Here is a 23,960-nt window from a genome sequence, read left to right as displayed (position 1 = left end):
CGAGACTTGCGTGCAGCTTGGTTCGATTGCACAAAGTGGCCCGCTCGCCGTTAGACGCCTCGGATCGCGTGCATCCCGGGCAAAGTAGGTTTCGGTCATCGGGGGTCTCCCTTGAGCGGGCGGCCGGGGAACGCGTCCGTCAGCATGAGACCGCCCCGCACGACGGCTGTACCGCCGACGAAGAGATGGCGCACACCGACGGAGGGACGGGTGGAATCGAGGTAACTTGCGGTGTCGGAGAAGCGCTCCGGCTCGATCACGACGATGTCGGCGTCCGCACCGATACCAAGGTGGCCCTTGGCCCGTGCGCCGGACGCTGCATCGTCGAGAACGCGCGCCGGCAAGTAGGAACAGCGCCGGAACGCCTCGAGCCAGCTCCAGGCGCCGGTCTCACGCACCATCATGCGAATCGACCGGGCAAACGTTCCTGCCGTGCGAGGGTGGGTGGCGCCCCCGGCCGGTAGCGGCCACTGGAGCGATTCGCGAACTTCGCGGGCCCACGTGACGGGCATGGCATCGCTCGCGACGATGGCATCGGGAAAGGCGAGGGCGCTCTGAAGGAGGGCCCGGTCGCTCGGATCCTCTTCGTTGAGGAACGCGACTACGCACGCGGCGGCCGGGTCGGTGCGGCGAATCTCTCTCAGGCGCGCGGCATCCGCGACCCGTTCACCGGTGGTGACGATTGTGATGTCGCTCGGCTTGATGCCCCAGGCGCCGAGGCGCTCCGGAGCGAGGAAGAATGCACCGATCGCGGTGCTGCCCGCGCCATAGGGGTAGGTCTCCACGGTGACGCGGTTTCCCTCGGCCTGAGAGCGTTCGAGCATGCCGAGTACACGGTCAATGTAGCGGCGGGAGGTGCTGTTGACGTGACAGTGGTGCATGGCCGCGCCGGTTTCGGCGGCGGCAATCATGATCTCCGCAGAGCCGTCGATCGGTGTCGTCGGGTCCGCCTCGATCAGTTCACGCACGTGGGTGAATGTTGGAGCCTTCGCTGCGGCGGCGAGACGCGCGACCGCAAGGAACTCCGCCGGATCGGTGCGCGGCGCATAGCCGAGCAGGATGCCGATTCCGAGGGCGCCGTCTGCGATCTCTGTCTCGAGCTGCGCGAGCCAGGTGTTCAACTCACGCGGGCTCGAACTGCGCTGCCACTCTGGTTTGGCGAGTAGGCCGAGGGCGTTGTGCACATCGGCGACCGGTGCCTCGCCTAGGTGAGCAAAGGCGCGCGCCTGCGCCCAGGAGGCCGAAAAGCCGTAGTTGAGGGGGCGGCCCTCGCGGGCGGCATTGGCCATCGCCACAGCGACGGGGGCCAGCCCAGCTTCGAGGTCAAGTGCCGTCGTGACTCCGTCCATCGCCTGCAGGCGCTGCCCGGCGACAGAATGAACGTGGCTGTGGAGGTCGACGAAGCCCGGGCCGACTATGCATCCGCTGACGTCGATGACCGTGGCCCTCTCGGTCTCGGCGCGGGACAGCTGGGCCCCTGCCGCTACTATGCTGCAGTTCTCGATGAGGAGATCGCCGATGTTGTCATGTCCGGTGCCGGGGTCGATGACCCGCCCGCCCTTCAGAAGTGTGCGCATTGAGCCAGCTTGGCAGGTTTCGGATGCCTGCCAATTGGCCATTCTGACGATCGGCACCCCGTGACATCGTCGGGTTGAACCACAACGAGCGCCGTCGTTCGCTTAACTCCGGACGCGCCCGGCCCGGAGCCTGGACCACACCGCGGGCGCCAATACCACCGCGACGCCGACGACGGCCCCGATCACCGTCTCGACGATGCGGTCCCGCAGCAAGAGCCCGGGCGGGACGTTGGCCACCAGCAGGGTGGAAATGAGCGCCAGCGGCGTGACGAATATCTGTGCCACGAGATATTGGCGCGCAATGAAGAGCTCGGCCCCGAACTGGCATGCGGCAATCACCAACACCATTTGCCATGGCGCCGGGCCGAGCCAGAGGATTCCGGCCAACACCAGCAAACCGAGCAGGGTCCCGACGATCCTCTGGATTCCCCGTTGCACCCGATGCCGGGTACTGCGCCCCACCAAGGGAACCACTGCCGCCACCATGGCCCAATAGCCGTGTCCGAAACCGAGCCATTGCCCAGCCAAGGTAGCAAGCGTTCCGGCTAGCCCGGCAGCCACGAAGTAGCCCGAGCCTTCCAGCCAGGCTGCCCGGATTTCCTGTGGCAGCAGCCGTTCCGCCGGTGGTCGCTTCCAGGGCGTCCGGTAGCTCGGGACCACCCGTGCCGACATTCCGATCAGCAACGCCAACACCGCGGTCAAAACGGCGGCCAACATCCCTTCCCAGAGCGGCGGCTGCTGAGGTACGGAGGCGATCGCGGCGAAAGCGAAAATATGGAAGAGGGAACCTGCCGGGCGAAGCCGCCACAGGGCCGTCACCACGGAGCAAAGCGCAGCAACCAACGTGGTGCCGAGCGTCAGGATCCACACGTAAGCGTCCGAACCCTGCGCAGCCCTGGCCGTCAGGGTGGCGAGCAGGATGATGCCCAGCAGCAGCGAACCGGCCCGGAGCTGGCTTCGAAAACGGTGGCTGTGGGGCTCGTTACGGCCATAGATATTCGTGAAGGCCGCAAAGCTGGCGAAGACTACAAGGTCCAGGCGTCCGAACAACACGAGGGTGATCAATGGCAGGAAGACGCCCACCGCGCAGCGCACAGCCGGGTGATGGTCCTTGTTCCCGGGACCGATCCTGAACATCTCTGCCAGGGCGTTCAATGGATTGCCTGCCTCTGTTTGCTTCTCTTGAGCGCTGTACGGCCCAACTAATCCCCACCCCCACCCTCGCCTCGCAAGCTCGGCCAGGGAACCCTGGCGGCGTGGGCCCACGACGGCGGCACTGGCATCCGCTCCGACCTTACGCCGGGCGGCTCCAGGCAGCCCGGTCCCCTTCCGTTGAATGGTAAGCCCTGGCTGTGAGCATGACGCCTCGTCGGCTTCGATTGATAGTCTCATTTCGGTTGTTACCAGCCGGGCCGGGCCTCATTCCGGCCACACCACCCGTACCCATCACCGGAGGTCATCCATGCTCAAAGGTTTCAAGGACTTCGTTCTTCGCGGCAACATTATCGAGCTGTCCATCGCGGTTGTCATCGGCACCGCGTTCACAGCCTTGGTCGCAGCGTTCACCACCAACATCATCAACCCGGTCATCGCCGCCGCCGGCGGTGTCAACGCCGAGGGCCTGGGTTTCTCCATCTGGCCGGACAACGCTAAGACCTTCGTCAACTTCGGCGCCGTCATCACCGCGTTCGTGACCTTCCTGATCACGGCCGCCGTGGTGTACTTCATTTTCGTTGCGCCCATGAACAAGATCAACGAACTGACCAAGCGCCGCGCCTCCATCGAAGAGCCCGAGGACGAGCCGCTACCGGCCGACACCGCCCTGCTGGTTGAAATCCGCGACCTCCTGACCGAGCTCGCAGCTGCCAACAAGAGCAACGAGAACGCTCGTTAATTTTCGGGCGCTAAGGCCAGTTCGGCGCGTCCGGTCGGCGCCGAACTGGCCCGCAGCAGTGCTGCCTAAGATCGTGACGTAGGCGCAATCCGCCTGAAACAGGGCTCCGGCACGATTGGTGCCATGAAGCCGAACACGAGGACTCCCGCTACAGCCGAGCTCACCTGCGAAGTGTGCGGCCAGATGCCCGAGGCTCCGAAGGCCCGGGTAACAGTGGCCCAAATCGCCGTGATGCTGCCCATCGAACTTCTTGTCCACGCCGCCGTGGTTGAAACGCAACTGCCTTACCTGGCCAAGGTGCTCCTCCTGACGGTGACAGCGACGGTCCTGGTCATTTGGGTCGCCGAGCCATCCGCGGCCAGGATTCTGCGGCGCTGGATCCACGCGCCTGCCCTCCGCCACCGCAGGAAGCTCCATTCGGCCCCGGCGCTTTGGCGGGCGAGGACCGTGCTCCGCGACCAGCCGGGCTCCCTCCAACGCATCACCCAATCGCTCGCGCGAACGGACATCAACATCCTCAGCATTCATGTCCATCCCGTGGATGGAGCCGTCATGGACGAATTCGTGTTGTCCGCCCCGGGCCACCTCGGCGAGCATGAGCTGCTGACAGCGCTCGACGACGGCGGCGGTCGGGATTCGCACGTGTGGCCTACCACTGCACTCGCCATGGCGGACGGCCAGACCAAGGCCCTGAGCCTGGCTGCCCGGATCGCCGACAACCCGGACGAACTGCCGCTAGCGGTTGCGGAACTCCTCTCGGCGAAAATCGTCACCCCCGAACCCGAAGGTCCGGCCGCGGAGGCGGAGGCCGCCGTCGGGCCCTCCACGACGTTCCTCAAGATCCCTACCGCCTGGCACGGACCGCTCCTGTTCTCCCGGCCGGGCGAGCCGTTCACACCGGCGGAATCAGCACGTGCCCATCGGCTTGCCGAGCTGGCGGAAATCCTGGCGCACACCCGCAGCGCCGAGTCCAAGGACCGGGACTAAACCGGCCGACAACTGGAAGGCGGTGGCGGGATGAGCGCCATGGACCCGAGGGAGCTGGATTCCGCAGGGGTGCCCGTTCCCGGCCAGCCCAGCGCCGAGGCGGTGGCCACGAGCCGGGAGCCCCAGCACTGGGGCCGGGCGATGGCCGTTGCCATCAGCAAACTCGCGGACCAGCTGACATCGGAGGATGGGCATGAAGCCCTCTTAGGCCGGGAACTGCGGCTCCGCATCACGGCGGATCCGGACGGCGTGCGCATCGCGGTGTGGTGTTTACCGGAGGACTAGTAAGGCGGACGGGACGCTCCGGATTTCGCATCGTGAACCCGACGCCGGTGCCCGCAAACTCCGCAGGTACAGTTTGTCGGGTGACTACCAAGATTGATCTGGAGCGTGCTGCCGATACCCTTCGGGCGTGGGCATTGGATGAAGACCTGAAGCAACATGTCATGTCCACACCAGCCTTGGCGACGATGGCCTCGCGCGTGGCAAGGCGATACTCGGCCGGAGACACTGCCGCGGACGCCATCGAGGTAGCGGCGGCGGCGGTGGCCCGCGGGCATGCCGCGAGTATCGAATACGCCGGTGAGAGCGTACGCAACGCGGACCTGGCACGCTCGGAAGCCGGGGTGTTCCTTGAGTTGGGCGCTGCCCTCGGGAAGGCCGGCCTGCCGAGCACCATCTCTTTCGATCTCTCCCACCTCGGCGCTCTCGTGGACCGCGACCTGGCCCTCAACCATGTGCGCCAGCTTGCCGCGATAACTGAACCGTACGGAACGGGACTGATGATCTCGGCCGAAGGTTCGGATCGGACCGATTTGGTCCTCGACCTGTACGACGAGCTCGCTGCTGAGATCCCCCGCGTCGGGATCACGCTCCAAGCGCGCCTGCACCGCACGCTCGGAGACCTTGAGCGGGTCCTTCGCCACCCGGGCACCGTTCGGCTGGTCAAAGGCGCGTTCCTTGAACCCGAGTCCGTCGCCTACCCTCGCAACAGCGTCGAGCTGACTGCCGCCTACCTCGATCTGGCGAACGAGCTGATCCTTTCCGGCCATTCGCTGTCCCTCGCGACCCACGATGACGCGCTCGTCAACACGCTCATCGCCAGGCACGGCGACGCGCTGAAGTCCGGCGCGATCGAATTCGAGATGCTCCTCGGGCTGGGACCTGAGCTACTGGACCGACTCCATAGGGACGGCTACCGGACGCGCGAGTACGTCATCTTCGGTGGCGAGTGGTGGTTGTACGTCCTCAACCGCACCGCGGAACATCCCGAGCGAGCACTGACGGCTCTCGCCGACCTGAATCCGAGCTAAGCCCTCCCCGATCCTGTCCGCCCTCGACGCCCGAAACGCCTAGTGACTCAGAAATTCCCTATCGACACCGGAATTCGCGCGTCGCCGTACTTTCTCCTCGTCCCATAGCCAGCCGCGCGTCGTGAGGTAGGGAGCGCGTCGTGAGGTAGGGAGCGCGTCGCGAGGTAGGGAGCGCGTCGCCGCCACAACGGGAACCCCGGTACCCTATCCCGCGCCCCCAGGCACCTTTACACCTTCCGGTATCCCACCTGCCCGCCACGCCACCCAAGAAACGCCGCCAATCCAGCCCCGCCAGGCACTCGGTCACATTCCATTTCTTCGCTTTGTATACCAAAACTCTTGACAGTGCGACGGGTCACATCTAATTTTGATTTTGGGATCCCAACGCGGGATCCCAAAACGGACTCAGCGAACCGGCAGCGTCCCTCCTCCAGAAAGAGGACCGGGCCGTTACAGCTGCCGCCGGCGCGAGTCCAGCTGCCGCGGCAACCCGCACCCAGCTCAACAATTCAAGACTTTCCCCGCTCCTCAAACTCCCCCTGAAGGAGAAACTGTGTCTCTCCAAAACACCGAAACAGCGGCGCATGCAGCCGAAGGAAAAACAGCAGAAGAAGCCGGCAAGGACGGCGTGCAGCGACGCACGCGTGTCCGTTGGAGGCTCTTCGTCCTGCTGCTGATCCTGGTAGCCGTCAACTACATCGACCGCGGCTCCATTTCCGTGGCATTGCCCATCATCCAAAAGGAATTCAACCTCGCACCGGAGCTCGTCGGGCTCCTCCTTTCAGCATTCTTCTGGACCTATGCCCTCATGCAGATCCCGGTCGGCTTGCTCATCGACAAGTTCGGTCCCCGCAAGGTCGTCACCGCGTCGTGCATCGGCTGGGGTGCCGCAACGGCAGCATCCGGCCTGGCTGGCGGCTTCCTCAGCATGTTCATTGCACGTTTGGGCATCGGCGTAGCTGAGGCTGGAGTCATGCCGGCCGGCGGCAAACTCAACGCCATCTGGATGCACAAGAAGGAGCGCGGCCGCGGAGCCACGATCCTCGACGCAGGCGCCCCGCTCGGAGCTGGCCTGGGCGGCATCCTCATCACGTGGCTCATCGCCTCAACAGGCAGCTGGCGCTACTCGTTCATCATCGCCGGCGCCGCGACGGTCCTCATGGGCTTGGCTGTCTGGTGGTACGTCCGCGACAATCCCCGCAACCACAAGCGCGTCAACGACGCCGAGGCCGCGTACATCGAGTCGTCTCACGCCGAGGAAGACGCAGAGGCCAGGAAGGACGGCGTCAAGGGCAAGCGCGCCCTCCTCCCCTACCTGAAATTCCGCTCCTTCTGGGCCATGTGCTTTGGCTGGCTTGGCTTCAACGGCGTGTTCTACGGCCTGCTGACGTGGGGCCCGTTGTACCTGGCCCAGGCCAAGCACTTCAACCTGAACACCATCGGCTGGTCCACCTTCGTGATCTTCGGCGCCGGCTTTGTCGGTGAAATCCTTGGCGGCACCATCGCGGACAAATGGCGTGCGGCCGGCGCCTCGGCAAACAAGGTCATGCGCACCCTGCTCGGCATCTCCAGCGTCGTAGTGATTGGCGGCCTGGTAGGCGTCACCATCGTGGCAGACCCGACGACGGCCGTTGTCCTGCTGTCCGTGGTCATGTTCTTCCTCCGCTGGGTCGGCCTCTTCTGGAGCATCCCCGCCATCCTGGGCGGCCGCACCAACTCGGGCGTCCTGGGTGGCGCGATGAACTTCAGCGGCAACATCTCAGGCTTCGTCACCCCGATTGTGGTAGGCCTGATTGTCGGGGCCACGGGCTCCTACACCTGGGCCCTCCTGTACTTTGTCGGCTCCGCGATCATCATGGGCGTCTCCGTGCTGACGCTGGACTACGGCAAACGGCTTCCGGTCTAACTCGCCTGACCGGTCTGGCCGGACGGTCCTGAACCACCCGAAAGCCAGACGCCCGCCGGGCAGCCGGGCGCAATGACTCAAGAGAACACGAATGGAGCAAAGATGCTGATTGCAGATGAAACCCCCACCACGGACCGTCCCCTCAGGGAGTCCGTGCGGGACACCATCCGTTCGCGAATCTTCGAGGGTCATTACGCGCCCGGCACCCGGCTGGTGGAGCGGGACCTCGCTGCCGAATTCAACGTGTCGCGCCTGCCCATCCGCGAAGCCCTTCGCATGCTGCGGCAGGAAGGCCTCATCCAGGACCGGGCCTCCCGCGGTTCCGAAGTGGCAGGGTTGAGCCCCAAAGACGTCGAGGACCTCTTCGACGTCCGTCAGTCACTCGAAGTCCTCGCATGCCGCCTGGTAGCGACCCGTGCCACGGACAAGGACCTCAAACACCTGGCTGGGCTCCTCGATGAGGCCGATCGCTTCCTCGCGAAAGGCTCAATCCTCGAGGCGCACCGCGCCAACAGCGAATTCCACGATGCCATCACGGCCATCGCCAACAACGATTTTCTCCGCACCGCGCTGGAACCGCTCCAGGGCCGCATGCACTGGCTCTTCCGCCACGTGGACGACCTGCCGGAACTGATCCAGGAGCACCGCGATCTCTACGCCGCCATCGCCAGCGGCGATCCCGAGCGCGCCGCAACCCAATCGGCGTCGCACATTGGAAAGTACCGCGAGCAGTTTCCGCAGGACTCGCCCGCCACCGAACTCAAGTTGCAAGGCAAACGACCATGAAATTGCTAGTCATCAATCCCAACATCAGCGAAGATGTCACTGCGCTGATCGACGCCGAAGCCCGCCGCTCGGCGGGGACTGACACCGAACTGATCGTCCGGACCGCCGGACACGGCGTCGAATACATCGAGACCCGTTTTGAAGCCCTCATCGCAGCCGGCGCCGTCGCCGAAATCATCGCCGAGCACTGCGCGGCTCCCGCAGCGGACCACATCGACGGCGTCGTGGTGGCCGCATTCGGCGATCCTGGAATGCCTGCGCTCAAGGAACTCACCGACGTGCCGGTCATCGGCATCACGGAGGCCGCCCTCTGCGCCGCGGCCCTGCAGGGCCAGCGCTTCTCCATCATCGCCATTTCGGACCGCATCACCGCCTGGTACCGGGACTGCGTAGAGCATTTCGGACTTGGCAGCCGTCTCGCTTCGATCCGTTCCATCAACCAGAGCCTCAACGGCATCGGCACCGTACAGCAGGATTTCAAGGAAACCCTCCTGGCACTGAGCCGGCAGGCAGTCGCGGAGGACGGCGCCGACGTCGTCATCCTGGCAGGTGCGCCGCTTGCCGGACTCGCCCGCGAACTTGAAGGACAGATCCCCGTGCCCGTGGTGGACGGGATTTCCGCGGGCATCCGCATGACCGAAGCGGTCGTGGCGCTGCAGTCCGGTTTCCACCGCGAGGGCGCTTTTGCGCCGCCGCCCGTCAAGCACCGCCGGGGGTTGTCCGAAAACCTCGACGCCGCCCTGACCGCCATCCAGTCCGCCGCCGGCTCCTCAGCTGCCGGCAACGCCGCCGTTCCAGCCGGAAAGTAGGGACCACCGTGACCATCCCAGATCTCGTCATCGCCCACGGCACCGTGGTCAACAGCACTGTCTTCAATGACACCGGCCGGCAGGCCGCCCACGTAGTGATCGACGACGGCCGCATCACCCGGCTCATCGACGCCGCTGAACCGGTCCCCGCCGCCTCCCGCACCATCGACGCGTCCGGCAAGTTGGTCATCCCGGGCGGCGTGGACGGCCATTGCCACGTGGCCCAAGTGACCGGCCGCTTCCGTACCCTGGACGACTACCGCACCACCTCCACCGCGGCCCTGTGGGGCGGGACCACAACCATCATCGACTTTGGTATTCCGCGTGACGCCCAGGAATCCCCGCTGGACGCCGTCCTGAACAAGAAGCGATTGGCCGCCGAGTCACGCTGCGACGTCGCGTTGCACGGCTCCGTGGTCAGCTGGGATGAGACCGTGCCCTGGCAGCTGGAGCAGCTCGCCGCCGAGGGCGTCCGTTCGGTAAAGATGTACACCACCAACCGCGGCTCCACCATGGCCGACGGCGACACCATCCTGAAGGTCATGCGCGAAATGGTGCGCTTGGACGGACTCACGTACATCCATGCGGAGCACGATCCCATCATCGCCGACTGCACAGAACAGCACGCCGCTGACGGCCGGATCGGCATCGAGCACCTGCACTCCACGCGCCCTGAACTCGCCGAGGAAATTTCCGTCAAAGAGACCCTCGCCATGGCCGAGTACACCGGAGCGCCGGTCTACTTTGTGCACCAGTCCACCCCGGGTGCCGTGGATCTTGTCACTGAGGCCCGCGAGCGAGGCCAGGAAGCCTACTCCGAGACGTGCCCGCACTACTTGACGCTGGACGACACCGTCTACGGCAGCGAGTTTCCCGAATGGTATGCATGCTGCCCGCCGATGCGCAGCGCCGAAACCGTGGCCGCGCTGAAGGAACGCCTCGCAGCCGGAGCCATCCACACCGTGTCCTCGGACCACTCCTGCTACGACCTCTCGCAGAAGCGCGAGCGCACCGACGACGTCCGCTTCATGCCGCACGGACTGCCCGGCGTCGAAACCCGCATGCCCGTCACGTTCACGGCGATGGGGCCTGACAGCACCGTGGAGGACTTCGTTGAGGTCTTCTCGGCCGGCCCGGCGCGGATCAACGCCGTGCCCGGCAAGGGCACTATCGCCGTAGGGTTCGACGCCGATCTGGTCATCTTTGATCCCGCCGAAGAACGCGAGGTCGACGGCGGCGCCCTCCACATGGGAACTGACTTCTCGCCTTTCGAAGGGAAGACGCTGAGCGGCTGGCCCGCCGTCGTCGTCTCCGCCGGACGCGTGGTGGTCGACGACGGCGGTTTCCACGATCCCGGCCCAGTGGGCCGTTTCGTGGCCCGCAACGGCTTCGCCGCCCACCGCGATGCCCTGTCCGTTCGAGAATCGCTGTCCGTTCCCACCACCGTTCCTGCTTAGGAGAACCATGCCTTCCGCACACCGCCCCACCCGCATCGGCATGATCGTGCCGTCGTCCAACACGTGCCTGGAGCCGCAGAGCTACCGGATCCTGGGTGACCGCCAGGACGTCACCATCCACTTCACGCGGATTCCGGTCACCCGGATTGCGCTGGATGATTCTTCGGACAAACAGTTTGACCCGGCCGTCATGCGGGAGGCCGCCGCATTGCTTGCGACGGCGGACGTGGACGTCATCGCGTGGAACGGAACCTCGGGTTCCTGGCTGGGTGCCGCGCATGACGAGGCCCTGGTCCGGGAAATCACGGAGGCCACCGGGATCCCGGCCACGACGTCCACGTTGGCTTACCTGGAGGCCTTCAAGACGTTCGGCACGGAGAAGATCGGCATGTTCACGCCCTATACCGGGGACGTAAACCAAGCCGTCATTGAGTCATATGCGCGCGAAGGGATCAAGACGGTGGACCATCGCCACCTGGACCTCAGCAACAACGAATCCTTCGCCCGGGTCACGGACGCAGAAATGCTGCCCGGGTCCTTGGAACTTGTCGCCTCGAACCCGGACGCGCTCATTTACTTGTGCACGAACCTTTACGGCGCCAACGTCACCGCGGAAGTGGAGGAAACCACCGGAGTACCAGTGCTTGATTCCGTAGCGGTGACGCTGTGGCATTGCCTCAAGCTTGCCGGAGCGCCGTTACTGGCGCCCAAGTGGGGCCGGCTGCTTGCAGAACTGCCCTAGGAAAAGTGCCCTACCGTCACAGGGGTTGGATGTTCTCCGCCTGGGGGCCTTTCGGGCCCTGCACGACGTCGAACTGGACCCGCTGATTCTCGTCCAGTGATCGGTACCCACTCGAGGCGATCGCCGAGTAGTGGGCAAAGACGTCCGCCGAACCGTCGTCGGGGGCAATGAAGCCGAAACCCTTCTCGGCGTTGAACCATTTGACAATACCTGTTGCCACGGCCGTGTTCCTTCTCTGAATCTGACTGGCCACCGGCTTCAAACCCGGTGCCCCCGAACGTATACGTCCGCTTCCTCAAAGCTACGGGGCTAGGTTCGGGGGCGCAAGGATCTCCGGAGGTCGCATAGCTGCTTTCTTTCCGGGTGCCCGAATCTTGAGGATTTCTTGCTCCTCTGCAGTGCGGGATCTTGAAACTGGGACGGCAGAGTGGTTGACGAATAGCGTCGTCGGCCACAAAGGAGAACACCAAATGGGGTTGCTCCGGCGACGGTTCGAGGCGGCAGCGCCAAAGATCCACGTGGACATCCTCGAAGACCATGCACTGCTCCGGGAGGGTCTGGCTTCTTGGCTTGAGGCCAACGCCACAACCGTTAAGGTGGTGGGCAGGTACAGCTCCTGGGCCGAGCTCGCCGCCTCACTGGGACAGTTGTCTGACGTTGTCCTGTTGGACATCATCCTTGGTGACCGAATCCCGCTGCGCTCCAAAATCCAAGCCATTCTCTCTACCGGATCACAAGTGGTGGTCTGCAGTTCCCTGGCGACGCCACTGGTGATCCGCCAAGCGTTCGACGCCGGCGCCCTGGCCTACATACCCAAGACAGCGGGGGCCGAAGTGCTCACCACAGCCGTGCTCGCCGCGGCGCGCGGCGAGAAGTTCGTCCTGCCCGAGCTTGCTGGCGTCTTTGACGTCCCGGGGCCCCGGATCCGCCTCACCCCGCGCGAACACGAGGCCGTCACGCTGTATCTTGGCGGCCCGGGCGGGACAATGGCCGATGTCGGCGAGAGCCTGGGCATCAGCGCCGACGGCGTGAAGAAGCTCCTCGTCTCAGTCCGCCGCAAAGCCCACGACGGTCTGGAACCACTCGGCCGGCCCGCGCTCCGGGAACTGCTGATCGCCGATGGCTGGCTGCTCCCTGATCAGTGAGGGGCTGTGCCGAGCGGCGACTCACCGCGGCACGCGGCGTGGCCTTACAGCAATGGCGGCTTCAAGGTCGGCTGAGCAGGGGTCCAAGCTACTAGGCGATGATGTCTCGGGATGAGACCACCCGGGCAAAACCGTCGCCCAGGGCTGCGACGAAGGCTGCGTGAACCATCTCGGCGGGGACCACGACCCCGCCAAACTCAAGATCCGGGGCGGCGCATGCGTCATGGACCAGAACAACGTCGAACCCCTGTTCCGCAGCTGCCCGAACACTGGAGTCCACGCACATGCTTGTCATCATTCCGAGCACCACCAGCTCACTTGCTTCAAGCCGCTTGAGCACGGCGCCAAGTTCAGTGCCAACAAAGGCATTGGGCGAGGCCTTGATGATCACAGCCTCCCCTGGGAGCGGCCGCACCGCTTGGTGGATCTCGACGCCGGGGGTTCCCGGTCGCATGAAACTCGCCTCTGGTTCGTCCCACACATGCTGGACATGCACTACTGGCTCGCCGCCCCGCCGAAAGACCTCAACAACCGATGCGGCAGCAACAACCGCCATATCTGAACCGGCAAGGGGGTGTGCGCCTCCAGGGAAGTAGTCGTTTTGAATGTCGATAACAAGCAGTACGCGGCTCACACAATTCCATCCTGTTGCTGGTAGTGCATAATCAAAGAGAATGCCATTCGCTTTCACTATTATGCCCGATTCGCACCAAAGCCGATGGAGGAACACCGTGTCACGCATTACCACTGGCCAAAGCAGGGTCACCGTTGACAACTGGCAGGAGCCAGGGAATCTGCCCTGGTCCTTCCTTCACATGGATGAGCTGTTCGGGACCGCCGCGATTCGCGCCGCGGCCTCGGACTCCGCCGGCCCACCGCAGCGGGCGGTGCCGGGGGATCCCCTCGGGCTCCGAGGCCTGGCGGTGCGCCTGCCCGACGGCTCGGAGAGCACCGTCGAGCGGGTTCTGGCCGCCACCAGCACTGATGCCTGGATGGTCATGCACGGCGATGAGGTTCTCGTCGAGGAGTACTTCGGGGCGATGACACCTGACACAAGGCACCTGCTCATGTCGGTGAGCAAATCCATCGTTTCCACCGTGGTAGGCGTCCTGGCGGCCCAAGGGAAAATCGACACCGCCCAGCCGATAGAGCACTACATTCCCGAACTCCGCGCCAGCGGCTACAGCGGAGCCAGAGTGCGGGACATACTGGACATGCGCAGTGGCATCAAGTTCTCGGAGGAATACCTCGACGCAGGGTCCGAGGTGCGGAAGCTGGACGAGGCCGTGGGCTGGGCACCCCGCAGCGGCGGAGCAGGCACGCTCAAGGAGTTCCTGCTGACATTGGAACAGGTCCGCGAACACGGCGGCGATTTCGAATACCGCAGTTGCGAGACGGATGTACTCGGCTGGCTGTGCGAAGCTGCGAGCGGGAGGCAGTTCGCGGAACTCGCCTCTGAGGTCCTCTGGTCACGGATGGGTGCCCGCCACGACGCCTACATCTCCCTCGACGCGGCCGGTACCGGCATGTTCGACGGCGGCATCTGCGCCACGCTCAGTGACATGGCCCTGTTCGGGGCCATGATCCGCGACGGCGGGGTCTCACTGAACGATGAGCGGATCCTCGAGCCTGCCTGGGTTGACGACATCTTCGCCGGAGGCCCCGATTCCGCAGCGGCCTTCGCGGCCGGCAATCATGCGGAGGCGATGCCAGGCGGGAGGTACCGCAGCCAGTTCTGGTTCCTCTCGGACGATTCGGATACGGCATACTGCCTCGGCATCCATGGGCAAATGGTCTACATCAACCGGAAGTCAGGCGTAGTGGGGGTCAAATTCTCTTCAACCGCGCTGCCCGTCGATCCTGTTGCGGGCCCTGCAGCCGCCGCGATGTTCGAGGCCATCAGCAGGCGGTTGACAAGTTGAACGAGCACTGACGGACGCCACCCCCGCCCTTTGCCGGGACAGGGGTGGCGGTCTGGAGCGGCAACGCGGCCCCGGGGCCTAGAGAAGTCCGACCTTGGTCATCAGCTCGGTGACCTTCTCGCTGTTGAGCTTGGCGGGGTCCACCGAAGGTGCCTGGAGATCCTTGAGGGGCACAAGCTTGGAGTTGGCCGGCACGTCGGAGCCAACGGTGTACTCAAAGGAGTCGCCGTTCTGGAGGACCTGCTGACCCGCTTTACCCGTGATGAACTTCAGGAACTCCTGGGCTTGGGCCTGCTTCTTGCTGGACGCCAGGACAGCGCCGCCGGAGACGCTGACGAATGCACCCGGGTCCTGGTTCTTGAAGTAGTGGAGATCAACATTCTTGCTGTTTTCTCCGGTCTGTGCCTGGTCCACGAAGGAGTAGTAGTGGTAGAGGACTCCTGCGTCGACCTCGCCAGCGTTCACAGCCGCGAGCACCGGGGTGTCGTCCTTGTAGGACTTGAAGTTGGTTTTGGCCGCCTCCAGCCATTTCTGGGTGGCATCTTCTCCCTTGAGCGCAAGCATGGCGCTGACGATGGCCTGGAAATCGGCTCCGCCGGTGGACGCGCCGATGCGTCCCTTCCATGACGGGTCCGCGAGGTCCATCAAGGACTTGGGGAGCTGGTCTGCGCTGAGCTTGTTCTTGTTGTAGGCCAGCACGGTGGAGCGGGCAGCGATGCCCGTCCAGTCGCCGGTGGAGGGCCGGTACTGCGCTGGAACCTGGCTGAGGGTTGCCTGGTCCACAGGGGCGAGCAAGCCGGCACTCGCGATGCGGACCATCGCCGGGGAGTTTTCCGTGAGGAAGACGTCCGCTGGCGAGTTCTTGCCTTCCTCCGTGAGCTGGTTGCTCATTTCAAGGTCGTCACCATTGCGGAGCGTGACCTTGATTCCCGTCTCCTTGGTGAAGGCGTCCACCCACGCGCCGGTGAGGTTTTCATGCTGCGCGTTGTATACGACGATTCCGTCGCCGGATGCCGCGCCGGCAGCGGAACTGCCGCTTGCGGTGGTTCCGCTAGGTGCGCCGCTACACGCCGAAAGCGCCAGCAGCGTGGCCGTGGCGGCGGCAAGGGCCGCAGCGGATTTGATGCCGAATTTCATGGGGGGCCTTTCGGTTTCCGGCTGGGACCGGAATGGTTGGGGGTAGCCCTACCCTTCATGCAGAGCAGCCCGACGGGTCGGGGGAAACGGCAGCAAGATAGGCAAGGCAATCCTTACTGTAATAACAACATGCCGTTGTTGCGTAATTCTGAACACGCTGAGGTCGACTGTTACAAACAGCTGGACAGAACCACTGCCAGAATGAAGCAATGCCCAACCCTCAGCAGTCACAGTCCCACAAGGCTGAGCTCTTTCGCTCGCTTCACGTTCCCGGCAAGCCGTTGGTCCTGAGCAATGTCTGGGATTCAATCAGCGCCCGCACCGTCGCTTCAGCCGAGGGAGTGCGGGCCTTGGCCACGGCAAGCCATGCGATTTCCGAAATGCACGGCGTCCGCGACGGCGAAAACCTGGACCTCGAAACCGTGATCCTCTGGGCCCGCATCATCAGCACCTCGGTGGATCTTCCGGTGTCGATCGATTTTGAAAAGGGATACGCTCCGACGGCGGGTGGAGTAGCGAGGAACGTTCGGCGGCTCATCGAGGAGACACAGGCGGCCGGTCTCAACATCGAAGACACAATAGACGCCGACGCCACGCTCTATTCGCTTACCGAGGCATCCGATCGAATCTCTGCCGCGCGTCGCGGAGTGGAAGAGAGCGAAGTGCCAGCCGTCATCGCAGCCCGGGTGGATGCCCTCGTCGTCGAGCCGGAAAACTGGGACGGCGCGATCGAACGCGCAAACGCCTACCTCCTCGCGGGCGCCGACCTGGTGTTTGTGCGGAGGCTGGCAACAGAGGCTCAGGTAGCGCGCGCCCTCAACGAGATTGACGGCCCGCTCTCAGTCATATGCAATCCAAGCAGCGTTCCCCTTTCCCGCCTTGCCGAGCTCGGCGTGGCCCGCGTTAGTTTTGGTCCGGCGATGATGGGCCTGGCACAGTCAGCACTCTCGTCTGCCGCGGCTACTGTCACGGCGCTCGGCGAATATCCGCCCGCGCTGTCCTTCCCCGTGTAGTCACAGGATGCGGTAGGCCATTAGTGGATCAGCCCGGAAACAAGGTTGATCGTGGTGGCCAAGACAACCACGCCGAAAAGATAGGACAGCAAAGCTTGCCGCAACGCGATTCCGCGAATATCGGACGTTTGGAGATCAGTGTCCGAAACCTGGAACGTCATTCCGATCGTGAAGGCGAGGTATGCGAAATCCACGTAGCAAGGTGGGCGTTCCTGGTTGAAGCCGATGCCGCCGTCGACCCCTTCGTAGTAGATGTGGGCATACCGCAGCGTGTACAGGGTGTGCACCAGCAAGCCTGAGACCGCCAAAACGACCAAGGCCAGGAGGACGATCAAGTCCCGCTCACTCCCTTGGACCGATCCGACTTCCAGAAGCATCACGGCGACGGCCCCTATGCTTGCCACTCCGGCGACGAGGACCAGTACGTTCGAAACGGTCCGGGACGGGTCCTGACGCGTTGCGTGTAACGCAGTGTGTTCGGCGTCCATCCGACCAATCACCGCCCAAACCATCACCAGGTAGACGGACGAGGCAACACCCCACCCCACGGCTGGCCCCAGCGCCGGGGCTCCCGCTGCTGCGGTGCCAATCCCGGCCGCCACGCCCAAAACCACCATGACCACCAACCGCGTACTTGCACGGTAAACGCGGGAACCGTAGGCACGATTCTCCATGACTCCATCGTCCCACCGCTTCACCTTTTAAGAGCGCGCTAAATCTCCACTTGCTGGCGTAAGGAAACCATCAAGACCGACGACGGCCGCCCGGTTTGGTGGTCTGATGAAGATAATAAGGAATGCCCACTCGGGCTTCGGGCTGATCCTCCGAAGGAGCTGAACTCGCCATGAAACGCACTCCCCTCAACAAAGAAACGGCACACGATACCGAGCCCGCCGGCGCTGGTCCGGAAGACTACGTCGTTGTCGATGAGCTCGGTGATTTCACGTACTACCCGTCCAAAACTGCCATGCTCGAGGACTTGGAGTACGTTGACGAAGCAGCCAGCATTCTGGACCGGGCGGGCAACAACTTCCACTTGACGTTGGAAGAGGGCCGGAAGCTAAGGCTGGGCTCCTCGTTCGGCCGAGTGGAATTCACGTGGCTCCGCCAGACCTGGATCAACGACCGGCGCCGCGAACCGCAAGCGCATCGATTGCTCCGCCTCTACCCCACAACGCTGGATGCCCTTCTGGCCGGAATATTTGAAACCCTCACCCTGGAGTTCGCCAGCAGCGCCACCAGTTCGCCCTGGGTATTGGGTGTAGCGGGAAAAGTGACCCACCCCGCGACGCTAAGGGACGTCGATGGCGTCCTCGCGCGGCTGGATCACCTTGAACGAGTAACCGTGCGCGACCCCTTCGGACACGACTACCGGCCAATCCGTCATGCAACACACCGCCTGCACGCCCCTGGCGCAGGGGCGATCTACTACGTGGAGATTGAACCCCACGCCGGAAAGGCCGATCACCGTCCCTGACAGTTTGCCGTGAGTTTCTTCAATGCAGGTTACCGACCGGTAGACGTTCTGCGATAGTTGGGAAGCGCCGTGTCCGCGGCATCTCCCCGGCGCTCTTCCCGCCCAGCAACACAGGAGTCCTAGAAATGGCACAGTTCCTCGTTACCTACCATGGCATGGGCCACCCGACCCCGGACATGATGGAAGCCGGCCGAGAGGCCTTCCGTGCAGTGAGTGCCTGGGCGTCTGAAACCAGGAAGCGGCGGCTGCGAACAGGTTCGCGGCCGCCGCTCTCTGTTTGACCCGAGCTTCAACCCGCACAGAGGAACAACCATGGTGAACGTTCAAACCGAAATACTGATCCAGCGGCCCCGTGAGGTCGTGGCAACTTATACTTCCGACCCCGACAACGCGCCGGCCTGGTACGTGAACATACGATCTGCACAGTGGCAAACGCCGCGACCCCTGGTCGTCGGATCCCTGGTTGCCTTCACCGCGCGGTTCTTAGACCGCAATCTCGACTACATCTACGAGTTCACGGAGCTCGTCCCCGGCGAGAAACTCACCATGCGCACGAGCCAGGGTCCCTTCCCGATGCAGACCACCTACAGCTGGTCCGATGAGAATGGCGCGACACGCATGACTCTTCACAACACGGGTGAACCCTCAGGGTTCTCCACGCTGGCGGGCATCATCATGGCGCCAATGATGCGCATGGCCATGCGAAAGGACCTGGAGAACCTCAAGAGGATCCTCGAAGCCACCTAGGTCACGACGGTCGCAGGCTCTCCCCCACGGCTACGGCGCATCGCAGCGTCCCCGGCCTGAGTTCGGAATGAGCGTCCCGGAGGCCTCCGGCGCGCAGGTTCCCGCTTGGCATCCGGAAGCCAACCAAGCTCAAGCAACAGCACCGCAGCCCGCTCGCTCGATCCGAAGCAGCGAAAACGTGGGGCGAGGCGCCCTGTTCGCCCTCCCGGCCCTCCCGATCGGCGTCGTTCTGTGGCTCGTCATCTGGAGTTTTGGCTGGATGTCCTCGCTCGTCACCTTCGCCGCTGCCGCGATGGCGGCCCGTTTCTATGTGATGGGAGCCGGCGGCCTGAGCCGAAAAGGCGTGTGGGTGATAGCGGGTATCACAGCTGCCACCGCGCTTTTGTCTTTCGTCGCTGGAGTCTGGCTAGACGCCGCCAAATACATCAATAGCCAACCCTTGTCTTTGATCACCAGCTCCGAACCGTGGGACCTGATGAACTACAACCTGGCGAACAACCCGAATTTCGTGAAGGGGTACATGAGCGACTTCTTCATGGCGCTGCTCTTCGGCGCCTTGGGTTGCTTCTTCACGCTTCGTCGCATGTTCGCCGCCACCAAGAACTCCTAACGCTCACAAGGAAGCGGCGGCTGCGAACAGGTTCGCGGCCGCCGCTCTCGCGCTAGCGCTAGGGCACGACGGCGACAACGTCGATCTCGACGAGGAAGTCGCCCAGGAACGAACCCACCGTTGTCCGGGCCGGGTAAGGGGTTTCGACGAACTTTTCGTAGATGGCGTTGAATCCCGCAAAGTCGCGGCCCGGATGGTGCAGGTGCACCGTCGCTTTGACGACGTGGGAGAAGTCGAGTCCGTTCGCGGCCAAGACCGCGCCCAGGTTGTTCATGGCCTGGAGCGTCTGCTCTTCAATGGTGGTTCCCACGGCATCACCGGTAATGGGGTCATGCGGGGTCTGGCCAGCCGTGTAGAGGAAGCCGTTGGCGACGATGGCCTGGGAGTAGGGACCGGCCGGGCTAGGTGCGAGCTCCGTGGTTACCTGCTTGCGGGACATTGGATTGGTTCCTTTCTGGGGACCGGCGTTGGCCGGCCGGGGTTGCTGATGTTCAGAGGACCTTCGAGAGGAAGGCCCGGGTGCGTTCGTGCTGCGGGTTGCCCAGGACGTCCTCGGGCCTGCCGCTTTCAACAACTACGCCCTGGTCCATGAAGACCACCTGGTCGCTGACTTGGCGCGCGAAGCCCAGTTCGTGCGTGACCACCACCATGGTCATCCCGGCTTCGGCCAGGGACTTCATGACATCGAGCACTTCGCCCACGAGCTCCGGGTCCAGGGCCGAGGTTGGTTCGTCGAAGAGCATGAGTTTGGGCTTCATGGCCAATGCGCGCGCAATCGCGATCCGCTGTTGCTGCCCGCCGGAGAGCTCCTGGGGGTAGGAATGACCCCGGTTGCCTAGCCCTACCCGGTCCAGCAGCGTCTGGGCTTCGGCCGTAACTTCGTTTCGGGGACGGCCCAGGACGTGAACCGGGGCTTCCACGACGTTCTCCAGCACGGTCATGTGCGGGAAGAGGTTGAAGCGCTGGAAGACCATCCCGGCGGTCAGCCGGGAACGGGCGGTCTGCCGTTCCTTCATTTTCGTAGAGCTTGCCGTTGCGCTCGGCGTAGCCGACCAGATGTTCGTCGACGTACAGGCGGCCGGCGTCGACCTTCTCCAGGTGGTTGATGCATCGGAGGAAAGTTGTTTTTCCGGAGCCGGACGGACCGATGAGGCAGGTGACGGAGCCTCGTTCGACCTTCAGATCAATGCCCTTGAGGATTTCGGTCGAGCCGAAGCTCTTGCGGACTCCTTGGGCCTCCACCATGGCGGTAGTCATCGTACTGTCCTTGTCTTTAGCCGGCGCGTCCGTCGCGGTGCGGCGTCGAAACCGCGGCCATACCGTCGTTCGAGTTTGGTTTGGAAGAAGCTCAGGATGGTTGTCATGAGCAGGTACCAGAGGCTCGCGACGATGAGCAGCGGGATGGTCTGGTAATTGTTGGCGTAGATGATCTGCGCCGAATACAGCAGATCGGAGATGGCCAGGACGCTGACCAAGGCGGTGCCTTTGAGCATCGAAATGACCTGGTTGCCGGTGGGCGGGAGGACGACGCGCATCGCTTGCGGGAGGATGACCCGGCTCATGAGCTTGCTGCCGTTCATGCCAAGGGCCCGCGCGGCGTCGTACTGGCCCTTGTCCACGGATCCGATGCCGCCCCTGATGATCTCGGCCATGTAGGCGGCCTCGTTCAGGGACAGTCCGAGCAATGCCGCACCGAGCGGAGAGACGAGCACGTTGGCCGAACCAAGGACCACGGAGGGGCCGCCGAAGGGCAGTCCGAACGCGATCACCGGATACAAGGCGGCAATGTTGTACCAAAAGATCAGCTGCACAAGCAGCGGGGTGCCGCGGAAGAACCAGATATAGGCCCGGCTGATGGTGTTGACGATCGGGTTAGCCGAAAGCCGCATGATCGCCAGGACCGTGCCAAGGGCAATGCCGACGCTCATCGACACCACGGTGAGGAGGATCGTGAGCCCGGCTCCCGTGATGATCTGCGGGGCGAAGAGATAGGAGAAGACGACGTCCCAGTGGTACCGCTGGTTTACCGCCACGTCCCACGCGGCACTCAATGCGACAAGAATGAGGACGATCGCGATGGCGAGGCGGACCGGGTGCCTGAGGGGGACCACGGGGATGGAGTCGCCCGGTACCGTAGCAGGGCTTTGCCTTGTGTCGGGGATGGAATGTTGCTGCATGATAGTCACCTTTTATTGGGCGAAGTTGACGCGGGCGTCGGTAATGGCGCTGGATTCAAGGCCGTACTTCCCGAGGACCTTGACGTAGGAATCGCTCTTGATCACGGTGTTGAGGGCGGCGGAGACGGACTTGACCAGGCCGGAGTCCTTCGGCATGCCGACGCCGACCGGTGCGAAGCCGTACTTGGCGGCGATCTCGATCTGCGGGTTCTGCGTCGCGGCGAAGTTCAGGATGGGCGAATCAGCCAGAACGGCGTCGAGGCGTCCGCTGGTCAGGGCCGAAATAGCCTGGCGAGTGTCCTGGAACTCGTTTGTCTGGATCTTGTCCTTACCGCCGTCCGTGCACGATTTGTCGAAATCGGGGACGTCGACGGTGAGCTGGTAGGAACCGGTCAGGACTCCGACCTTCTTGCCGCAGAGGGACTTCTCATTGAGCCCCAGCGGATTGCCCTTCGCGACTGCGACAGTGCTGCCCATTTGCATGTAGTCGACGAAATCAAGCACCTTCATGCGCTCCGTCGTCGGGGTCATCGAGGAGACAGTCATGTCATACCGCCCGGCTGCGATCCCCGGGATGATGGAATCGAAATTGGCTACCTGGATTTCGACCTTCACTCCGAGCGCCTCTCCGATCAAGCGCGCGACGTCGGGGTTGGCACCGGTCATCTCCTGGGTGCCTTCCCGGTAAAACTGGGTTGGCGGCTCGTTGGTGGGGATGGCCACGCGCAGGACCTTGCTCGCCTTGATGGAGTCCGGGAGCAACTGCGCGGCGGCCTGGTTGACGTCAAGAGCGGGGACGCTCGCGTCCTGCCCGGGGGTACCGCCCGGCGACACTGCCGAAGTGGCGGACGTTGCTGGAGAGCAAGCCGTGACGGCGAGCAACAGTGCCGCCGTTGCGATGGCGGCGGGGACGCCGAGCCTGGAGGGTTTCGTGGTTGGGGATTTCATCGGGAGGACCTCGTTTCTGCGTAGGCCATCTGGGCCTCGGGGGTGGGGGTGATGCCTGGGAACGCTTCGCTGCGGTGCCGGATCAGGTCACGGCCCTCTTCCCGGAGTTCCTGGATGGTGGAGACTCCGAGAAGCATCATGGTGCGCGTGATTTCGGCGGAGAACAGTTTCAAGACGTGAGCTACTCCTGCTTGGCTGGCCGCCGCCAGTCCGTACAGGTAGGGGCGTCCGATGGAGCAGGCATCGGCGCCGAGGGCGAGAGCCTTGACGACGTCGGAGCCGCGGCGGATGCCGCCGTCGACGATGATTTCGAGCCGTCCGGCCGCCTTCTCGGCGATGTCCGGAAGGACGTCCAGCGGCGACGCCATGTGGTCCAGTTGCCGGCCGCCGTGGTTGCTGACCTGGATGGCGTCGATACCAAGCTCGGCCGCGATGACGGCGTCCTTGGGGTTGACGACGCCTTTGAGGATGATCGGACCGCTCCACCGCGACCTCAGGTCACGGATGTCGTCCCAGTCCGTCGGTTCATAGGATCCAGCCAGGAGGGTCCGCCACATATCAGGGCTGCTGGAGAGCGGGCCTTCGGGAATTTCGGCGTCGAGATTCGGGAAGGCGATTGCGTCGTTGGCCAAGAACCCAAGGGCCCATCTGGGATGCAGCGCCCCTTCGATGACGGTCTTGGGTTTGATCGACGGCGGCGCGGTGAATCCGTTGTGGTAGTCACGTTCCCGGTGGCCAATCGCCCGGCAATCGACGTTGACGAGAAGCGCTTCGTAACCGGCGTTCGAGACCCGGTCCAGCACGGCCTGGAGGAGGCCCTTGTCCGCAGTGGGCTCGATATTGAACCAGCGCCGAAGGCCCGGGGTGGCGGCGCTGACGTCCTCCATGGTGGTGGTGCTCAAGTGCGCCAGTCCGTACGGAACGCCCGCCTCAAGGGCCGCGCGGGCGACGGCGGTCTCGCCGTCGGGGTGGAAGAGCCTGGTGCCGCCGGTGGGCGAGAGCGTCAGCGGCATCGCTACGGGACCGCCCAGGAGAGTTGAACTAAGGTCCAGATGCTCTACTGAGCCCCACTTCGGGAGGAAGGCCCAGTCATCAAAGGAGGATCGGTTGCGCTTCAGCGAGGCCTCGTCCTCGCCGCCGCCCTCGATGTAATCGAACACGCTTCCTGGAAGGCGTTTCGCGGCCAGTTTCCTCATGTCCTCGACGCTGTAGCAACGCCGGGACAGTCGTTCCGATACGGACCGGGCCGGTCCCTGCACCGAGGCCAGTGCCCCAATGTCCTTGAATCTCATTTTCTGTTCCTCTGTTTTTTG

25 protein-coding genes and 1 pseudogene are annotated in these 23,960 nt (G+C 63.9%); 15 read left to right on the top strand and 11 right to left on the bottom strand.

Annotation, left to right across the window (positions count from 1 at the left end; genetic code table 11):
- Positions 1 to 95: 95 nt before the first annotated feature.
- Together NFJ07_RS08935 and NFJ07_RS08930 are read right to left on the bottom strand one after the other, a co-directional pair.
- On the bottom strand, positions 96 to 1,619 hold the full coding sequence (locus tag NFJ07_RS08935; RefSeq protein ID WP_269993924.1) for an amidohydrolase family protein: 1,524 nt from the start codon (positions 1,617 to 1,619) through the stop codon (positions 96 to 98).
- Positions 1,620 to 1,679: 60 nt separating this feature from the next.
- Entirely contained in the window at positions 1,680 to 2,732 is a 1,053-nt protein-coding gene (locus NFJ07_RS08930; RefSeq protein ID WP_269993753.1) for an FUSC family protein, read from the bottom strand.
- 307 nt (positions 2,733 to 3,039) lie between these two features.
- On the opposite strand from NFJ07_RS08930, the gene mscL reads away from it, so the two are divergent.
- The 9 genes from mscL (at position 3,040) to NFJ07_RS08885 (ending at position 11,471) form a co-directional block, all read left to right on the top strand.
- Positions 3,040 to 3,471 carry a large conductance mechanosensitive channel protein MscL gene (mscL, locus tag NFJ07_RS08925; protein ID WP_269993752.1) on the top strand — a complete coding sequence of 144 codons (432 nt, stop codon included), beginning with the start codon at positions 3,040 to 3,042 and terminating at the stop codon, positions 3,469 to 3,471.
- Positions 3,472 to 3,594: 123 nt separating this feature from the next.
- Positions 3,595 to 4,458 (top strand): ACT domain-containing protein, encoded by an 864-nt coding sequence (locus tag NFJ07_RS08920; protein WP_269993751.1) that lies wholly within the window; start codon positions 3,595 to 3,597, stop codon positions 4,456 to 4,458.
- A 30-nt stretch (positions 4,459 to 4,488) separates the two neighbouring features.
- Positions 4,489 to 4,743 (top strand): hypothetical protein, encoded by a 255-nt coding sequence (locus NFJ07_RS08915; RefSeq protein WP_269993750.1) that lies wholly within the window; start codon positions 4,489 to 4,491, stop codon positions 4,741 to 4,743.
- A gap of 80 nt (positions 4,744 to 4,823) precedes the next feature.
- Positions 4,824 to 5,771 carry a proline dehydrogenase family protein gene (locus NFJ07_RS08910; RefSeq protein ID WP_269993749.1) on the top strand — a complete coding sequence of 316 codons (948 nt, stop codon included), beginning with the start codon at positions 4,824 to 4,826 and terminating at the stop codon, positions 5,769 to 5,771.
- 553 nt (positions 5,772 to 6,324) lie between these two features.
- On the top strand, positions 6,325 to 7,677 hold the full coding sequence (locus NFJ07_RS08905) for an MFS transporter (RefSeq protein WP_269993748.1): 1,353 nt from the start codon (positions 6,325 to 6,327) through the stop codon (positions 7,675 to 7,677).
- Positions 7,678 to 7,779: 102 nt separating this feature from the next.
- Entirely contained in the window at positions 7,780 to 8,463 is a 684-nt protein-coding gene (locus NFJ07_RS08900; protein WP_269993747.1) for a GntR family transcriptional regulator, read from the top strand.
- Positions 8,460 to 9,272: an aspartate/glutamate racemase family protein gene (locus NFJ07_RS08895; RefSeq protein ID WP_269993746.1), complete on the top strand. Its 813-nt coding sequence runs from the start codon at positions 8,460 to 8,462 to the stop codon at positions 9,270 to 9,272. The genes NFJ07_RS08900 and NFJ07_RS08895 overlap by 4 nt, the downstream gene beginning before the upstream one ends.
- Before the next feature lie 8 nt (positions 9,273 to 9,280).
- A complete protein-coding gene (locus NFJ07_RS08890; RefSeq protein WP_269993745.1) occupies positions 9,281 to 10,729 on the top strand; it encodes an amidohydrolase family protein in 1,449 nt (482 codons plus the stop codon).
- Positions 10,730 to 10,736: 7 nt separating this feature from the next.
- On the top strand, positions 10,737 to 11,471 hold the full coding sequence (locus NFJ07_RS08885; protein WP_269993744.1) for a maleate cis-trans isomerase family protein: 735 nt from the start codon (positions 10,737 to 10,739) through the stop codon (positions 11,469 to 11,471).
- Between the two features lie 16 nt (positions 11,472 to 11,487).
- Here the strand turns inward: NFJ07_RS08885 and NFJ07_RS08880 are convergent, their stop codons facing one another.
- Positions 11,488 to 11,691 (bottom strand): cold-shock protein, encoded by a 204-nt coding sequence (locus NFJ07_RS08880; protein ID WP_035743560.1) that lies wholly within the window; start codon positions 11,689 to 11,691, stop codon positions 11,488 to 11,490.
- A gap of 250 nt (positions 11,692 to 11,941) precedes the next feature.
- Between NFJ07_RS08880 and NFJ07_RS08875 the strand changes: the two genes are divergently transcribed.
- Complete coding sequence (locus NFJ07_RS08875) at positions 11,942 to 12,616, top strand: response regulator (protein WP_269993743.1); 675 nt, start codon at positions 11,942 to 11,944, stop codon at positions 12,614 to 12,616.
- A 91-nt stretch (positions 12,617 to 12,707) separates the two neighbouring features.
- On the opposite strand, the gene NFJ07_RS08870 is transcribed toward NFJ07_RS08875, so the two are convergent.
- Complete coding sequence (locus NFJ07_RS08870; RefSeq protein WP_269993742.1) at positions 12,708 to 13,250, bottom strand: cysteine hydrolase family protein; 543 nt, start codon at positions 13,248 to 13,250, stop codon at positions 12,708 to 12,710.
- A gap of 97 nt (positions 13,251 to 13,347) precedes the next feature.
- Between NFJ07_RS08870 and NFJ07_RS08865 the strand changes: the two genes are divergently transcribed.
- Positions 13,348 to 14,538 (top strand): serine hydrolase domain-containing protein, encoded by a 1,191-nt coding sequence (locus NFJ07_RS08865; protein WP_269993741.1) that lies wholly within the window; start codon positions 13,348 to 13,350, stop codon positions 14,536 to 14,538.
- 78 nt (positions 14,539 to 14,616) lie between these two features.
- Here NFJ07_RS08865 and NFJ07_RS08860 read toward each other — a convergent pair whose 3' ends face one another.
- Positions 14,617 to 15,675, bottom strand: a complete 1,059-nt coding sequence (locus NFJ07_RS08860) for an iron ABC transporter substrate-binding protein (RefSeq protein ID WP_269993740.1) — start codon at positions 15,673 to 15,675, stop codon at positions 14,617 to 14,619.
- Positions 15,676 to 15,884: 209 nt separating this feature from the next.
- Between NFJ07_RS08860 and NFJ07_RS08855 the strand changes: the two genes are divergently transcribed.
- Complete coding sequence (locus tag NFJ07_RS08855) at positions 15,885 to 16,688, top strand: isocitrate lyase/PEP mutase family protein (protein ID WP_269993739.1); 804 nt, start codon at positions 15,885 to 15,887, stop codon at positions 16,686 to 16,688.
- Between the two features lie 20 nt (positions 16,689 to 16,708).
- Here the strand turns inward: NFJ07_RS08855 and NFJ07_RS08850 are convergent, their stop codons facing one another.
- Positions 16,709 to 17,362 (bottom strand): DUF1345 domain-containing protein, encoded by a 654-nt coding sequence (locus NFJ07_RS08850; RefSeq protein WP_269993738.1) that lies wholly within the window; start codon positions 17,360 to 17,362, stop codon positions 16,709 to 16,711.
- A 170-nt stretch (positions 17,363 to 17,532) separates the two neighbouring features.
- On the opposite strand from NFJ07_RS08850, the gene NFJ07_RS08845 reads away from it, so the two are divergent.
- The 3 genes from NFJ07_RS08845 (at position 17,533) to NFJ07_RS08835 (ending at position 19,522) form a co-directional block, all read left to right on the top strand.
- Positions 17,533 to 18,165, top strand: a complete 633-nt coding sequence (locus tag NFJ07_RS08845) for a hypothetical protein (RefSeq protein WP_269993737.1) — start codon at positions 17,533 to 17,535, stop codon at positions 18,163 to 18,165.
- Between the two features lie 312 nt (positions 18,166 to 18,477).
- The gene (locus tag NFJ07_RS08840; RefSeq protein WP_269993736.1) at positions 18,478 to 18,912 is read left to right on the top strand and encodes an SRPBCC family protein; all 435 of its coding nucleotides are present in this window, start codon (positions 18,478 to 18,480) and stop codon (positions 18,910 to 18,912) included.
- A 67-nt stretch (positions 18,913 to 18,979) separates the two neighbouring features.
- Complete coding sequence (locus NFJ07_RS08835) at positions 18,980 to 19,522, top strand: hypothetical protein (RefSeq protein WP_269993735.1); 543 nt, start codon at positions 18,980 to 18,982, stop codon at positions 19,520 to 19,522.
- Positions 19,523 to 19,580: 58 nt separating this feature from the next.
- On the opposite strand, the gene NFJ07_RS08830 is transcribed toward NFJ07_RS08835, so the two are convergent.
- The 5 genes and pseudogenes from NFJ07_RS08830 to NFJ07_RS08810 form a co-directional block, all read right to left on the bottom strand.
- The gene (locus NFJ07_RS08830; protein WP_269993734.1) at positions 19,581 to 19,961 is read right to left on the bottom strand and encodes a RidA family protein; all 381 of its coding nucleotides are present in this window, start codon (positions 19,959 to 19,961) and stop codon (positions 19,581 to 19,583) included.
- 52 nt (positions 19,962 to 20,013) lie between these two features.
- Positions 20,014 to 20,779: pseudogene (locus NFJ07_RS08825) on the bottom strand (amino acid ABC transporter ATP-binding protein).
- Positions 20,776 to 21,699 carry an amino acid ABC transporter permease gene (locus NFJ07_RS08820; RefSeq protein WP_269993733.1) on the bottom strand — a complete coding sequence of 308 codons (924 nt, stop codon included), beginning with the start codon at positions 21,697 to 21,699 and terminating at the stop codon, positions 20,776 to 20,778. The pseudogene NFJ07_RS08825 and the gene NFJ07_RS08820 overlap by 4 nt, the downstream one beginning before the upstream one ends.
- A gap of 12 nt (positions 21,700 to 21,711) precedes the next feature.
- A complete protein-coding gene (locus tag NFJ07_RS08815; protein WP_269993732.1) occupies positions 21,712 to 22,647 on the bottom strand; it encodes an ABC transporter substrate-binding protein in 936 nt (311 codons plus the stop codon).
- Positions 22,644 to 23,939, bottom strand: coding sequence for an alpha-hydroxy acid oxidase (locus NFJ07_RS08810; RefSeq protein WP_269993731.1), 1,296 nt, complete (start codon positions 23,937 to 23,939; stop codon positions 22,644 to 22,646). Before NFJ07_RS08810 ends, NFJ07_RS08815 begins: the two co-directional genes overlap by 4 nt.
- Positions 23,940 to 23,960: the final 21 nt, after the last annotated feature.

Source organism: Arthrobacter sp. B2a2-09, from assembly GCF_027587375.1.
GTDB lineage: Bacteria > Actinomycetota > Actinomycetes > Actinomycetales > Micrococcaceae > Arthrobacter.
This window is presented reverse-complemented; position numbering and strand designations above follow the sequence as displayed.

Excerpts from the sequence above, each read along its gene's own strand:
- NFJ07_RS08935 (WP_269993924.1), bottom strand. The coding sequence starts at position 1,619 with ATGGCCAATTGGCAGGCATCCGAAACCTGCCAAGCTGGCTCAATGCGC.
- mscL (WP_269993752.1), top strand. The coding sequence starts at position 3,040 with ATGCTCAAAGGTTTCAAGGACTTCGTTCTTCGCGGCAACATTATCGAG.
- NFJ07_RS08920 (WP_269993751.1), top strand. The coding sequence starts at position 3,595 with ATGAAGCCGAACACGAGGACTCCCGCTACAGCCGAGCTCACCTGCGAA.
- NFJ07_RS08915 (WP_269993750.1), top strand. The coding sequence starts at position 4,489 with ATGAGCGCCATGGACCCGAGGGAGCTGGATTCCGCAGGGGTGCCCGTT.
- NFJ07_RS08900 (WP_269993747.1), top strand. The coding sequence starts at position 7,780 with ATGCTGATTGCAGATGAAACCCCCACCACGGACCGTCCCCTCAGGGAG.
- NFJ07_RS08895 (WP_269993746.1), top strand. The coding sequence starts at position 8,460 with ATGAAATTGCTAGTCATCAATCCCAACATCAGCGAAGATGTCACTGCG.
- NFJ07_RS08885 (WP_269993744.1), top strand. The coding sequence starts at position 10,737 with ATGCCTTCCGCACACCGCCCCACCCGCATCGGCATGATCGTGCCGTCG.
- NFJ07_RS08875 (WP_269993743.1), top strand. The coding sequence starts at position 11,942 with ATGGGGTTGCTCCGGCGACGGTTCGAGGCGGCAGCGCCAAAGATCCAC.
- NFJ07_RS08860 (WP_269993740.1), bottom strand. The coding sequence starts at position 15,675 with ATGAAATTCGGCATCAAATCCGCTGCGGCCCTTGCCGCCGCCACGGCC.
- NFJ07_RS08855 (WP_269993739.1), top strand. The coding sequence starts at position 15,885 with ATGCCCAACCCTCAGCAGTCACAGTCCCACAAGGCTGAGCTCTTTCGC.
- NFJ07_RS08850 (WP_269993738.1), bottom strand. The coding sequence starts at position 17,362 with ATGGAGAATCGTGCCTACGGTTCCCGCGTTTACCGTGCAAGTACGCGG.
- NFJ07_RS08845 (WP_269993737.1), top strand. The coding sequence starts at position 17,533 with ATGAAACGCACTCCCCTCAACAAAGAAACGGCACACGATACCGAGCCC.
- NFJ07_RS08840 (WP_269993736.1), top strand. The coding sequence starts at position 18,478 with ATGGTGAACGTTCAAACCGAAATACTGATCCAGCGGCCCCGTGAGGTC.
- NFJ07_RS08835 (WP_269993735.1), top strand. The coding sequence starts at position 18,980 with ATGAGCGTCCCGGAGGCCTCCGGCGCGCAGGTTCCCGCTTGGCATCCG.
- NFJ07_RS08830 (WP_269993734.1), bottom strand. The coding sequence starts at position 19,961 with ATGTCCCGCAAGCAGGTAACCACGGAGCTCGCACCTAGCCCGGCCGGT.
- NFJ07_RS08820 (WP_269993733.1), bottom strand. The coding sequence starts at position 21,699 with ATGCAGCAACATTCCATCCCCGACACAAGGCAAAGCCCTGCTACGGTA.
- NFJ07_RS08815 (WP_269993732.1), bottom strand. The coding sequence starts at position 22,647 with ATGAAATCCCCAACCACGAAACCCTCCAGGCTCGGCGTCCCCGCCGCC.
- NFJ07_RS08810 (WP_269993731.1), bottom strand. The coding sequence starts at position 23,939 with ATGAGATTCAAGGACATTGGGGCACTGGCCTCGGTGCAGGGACCGGCC.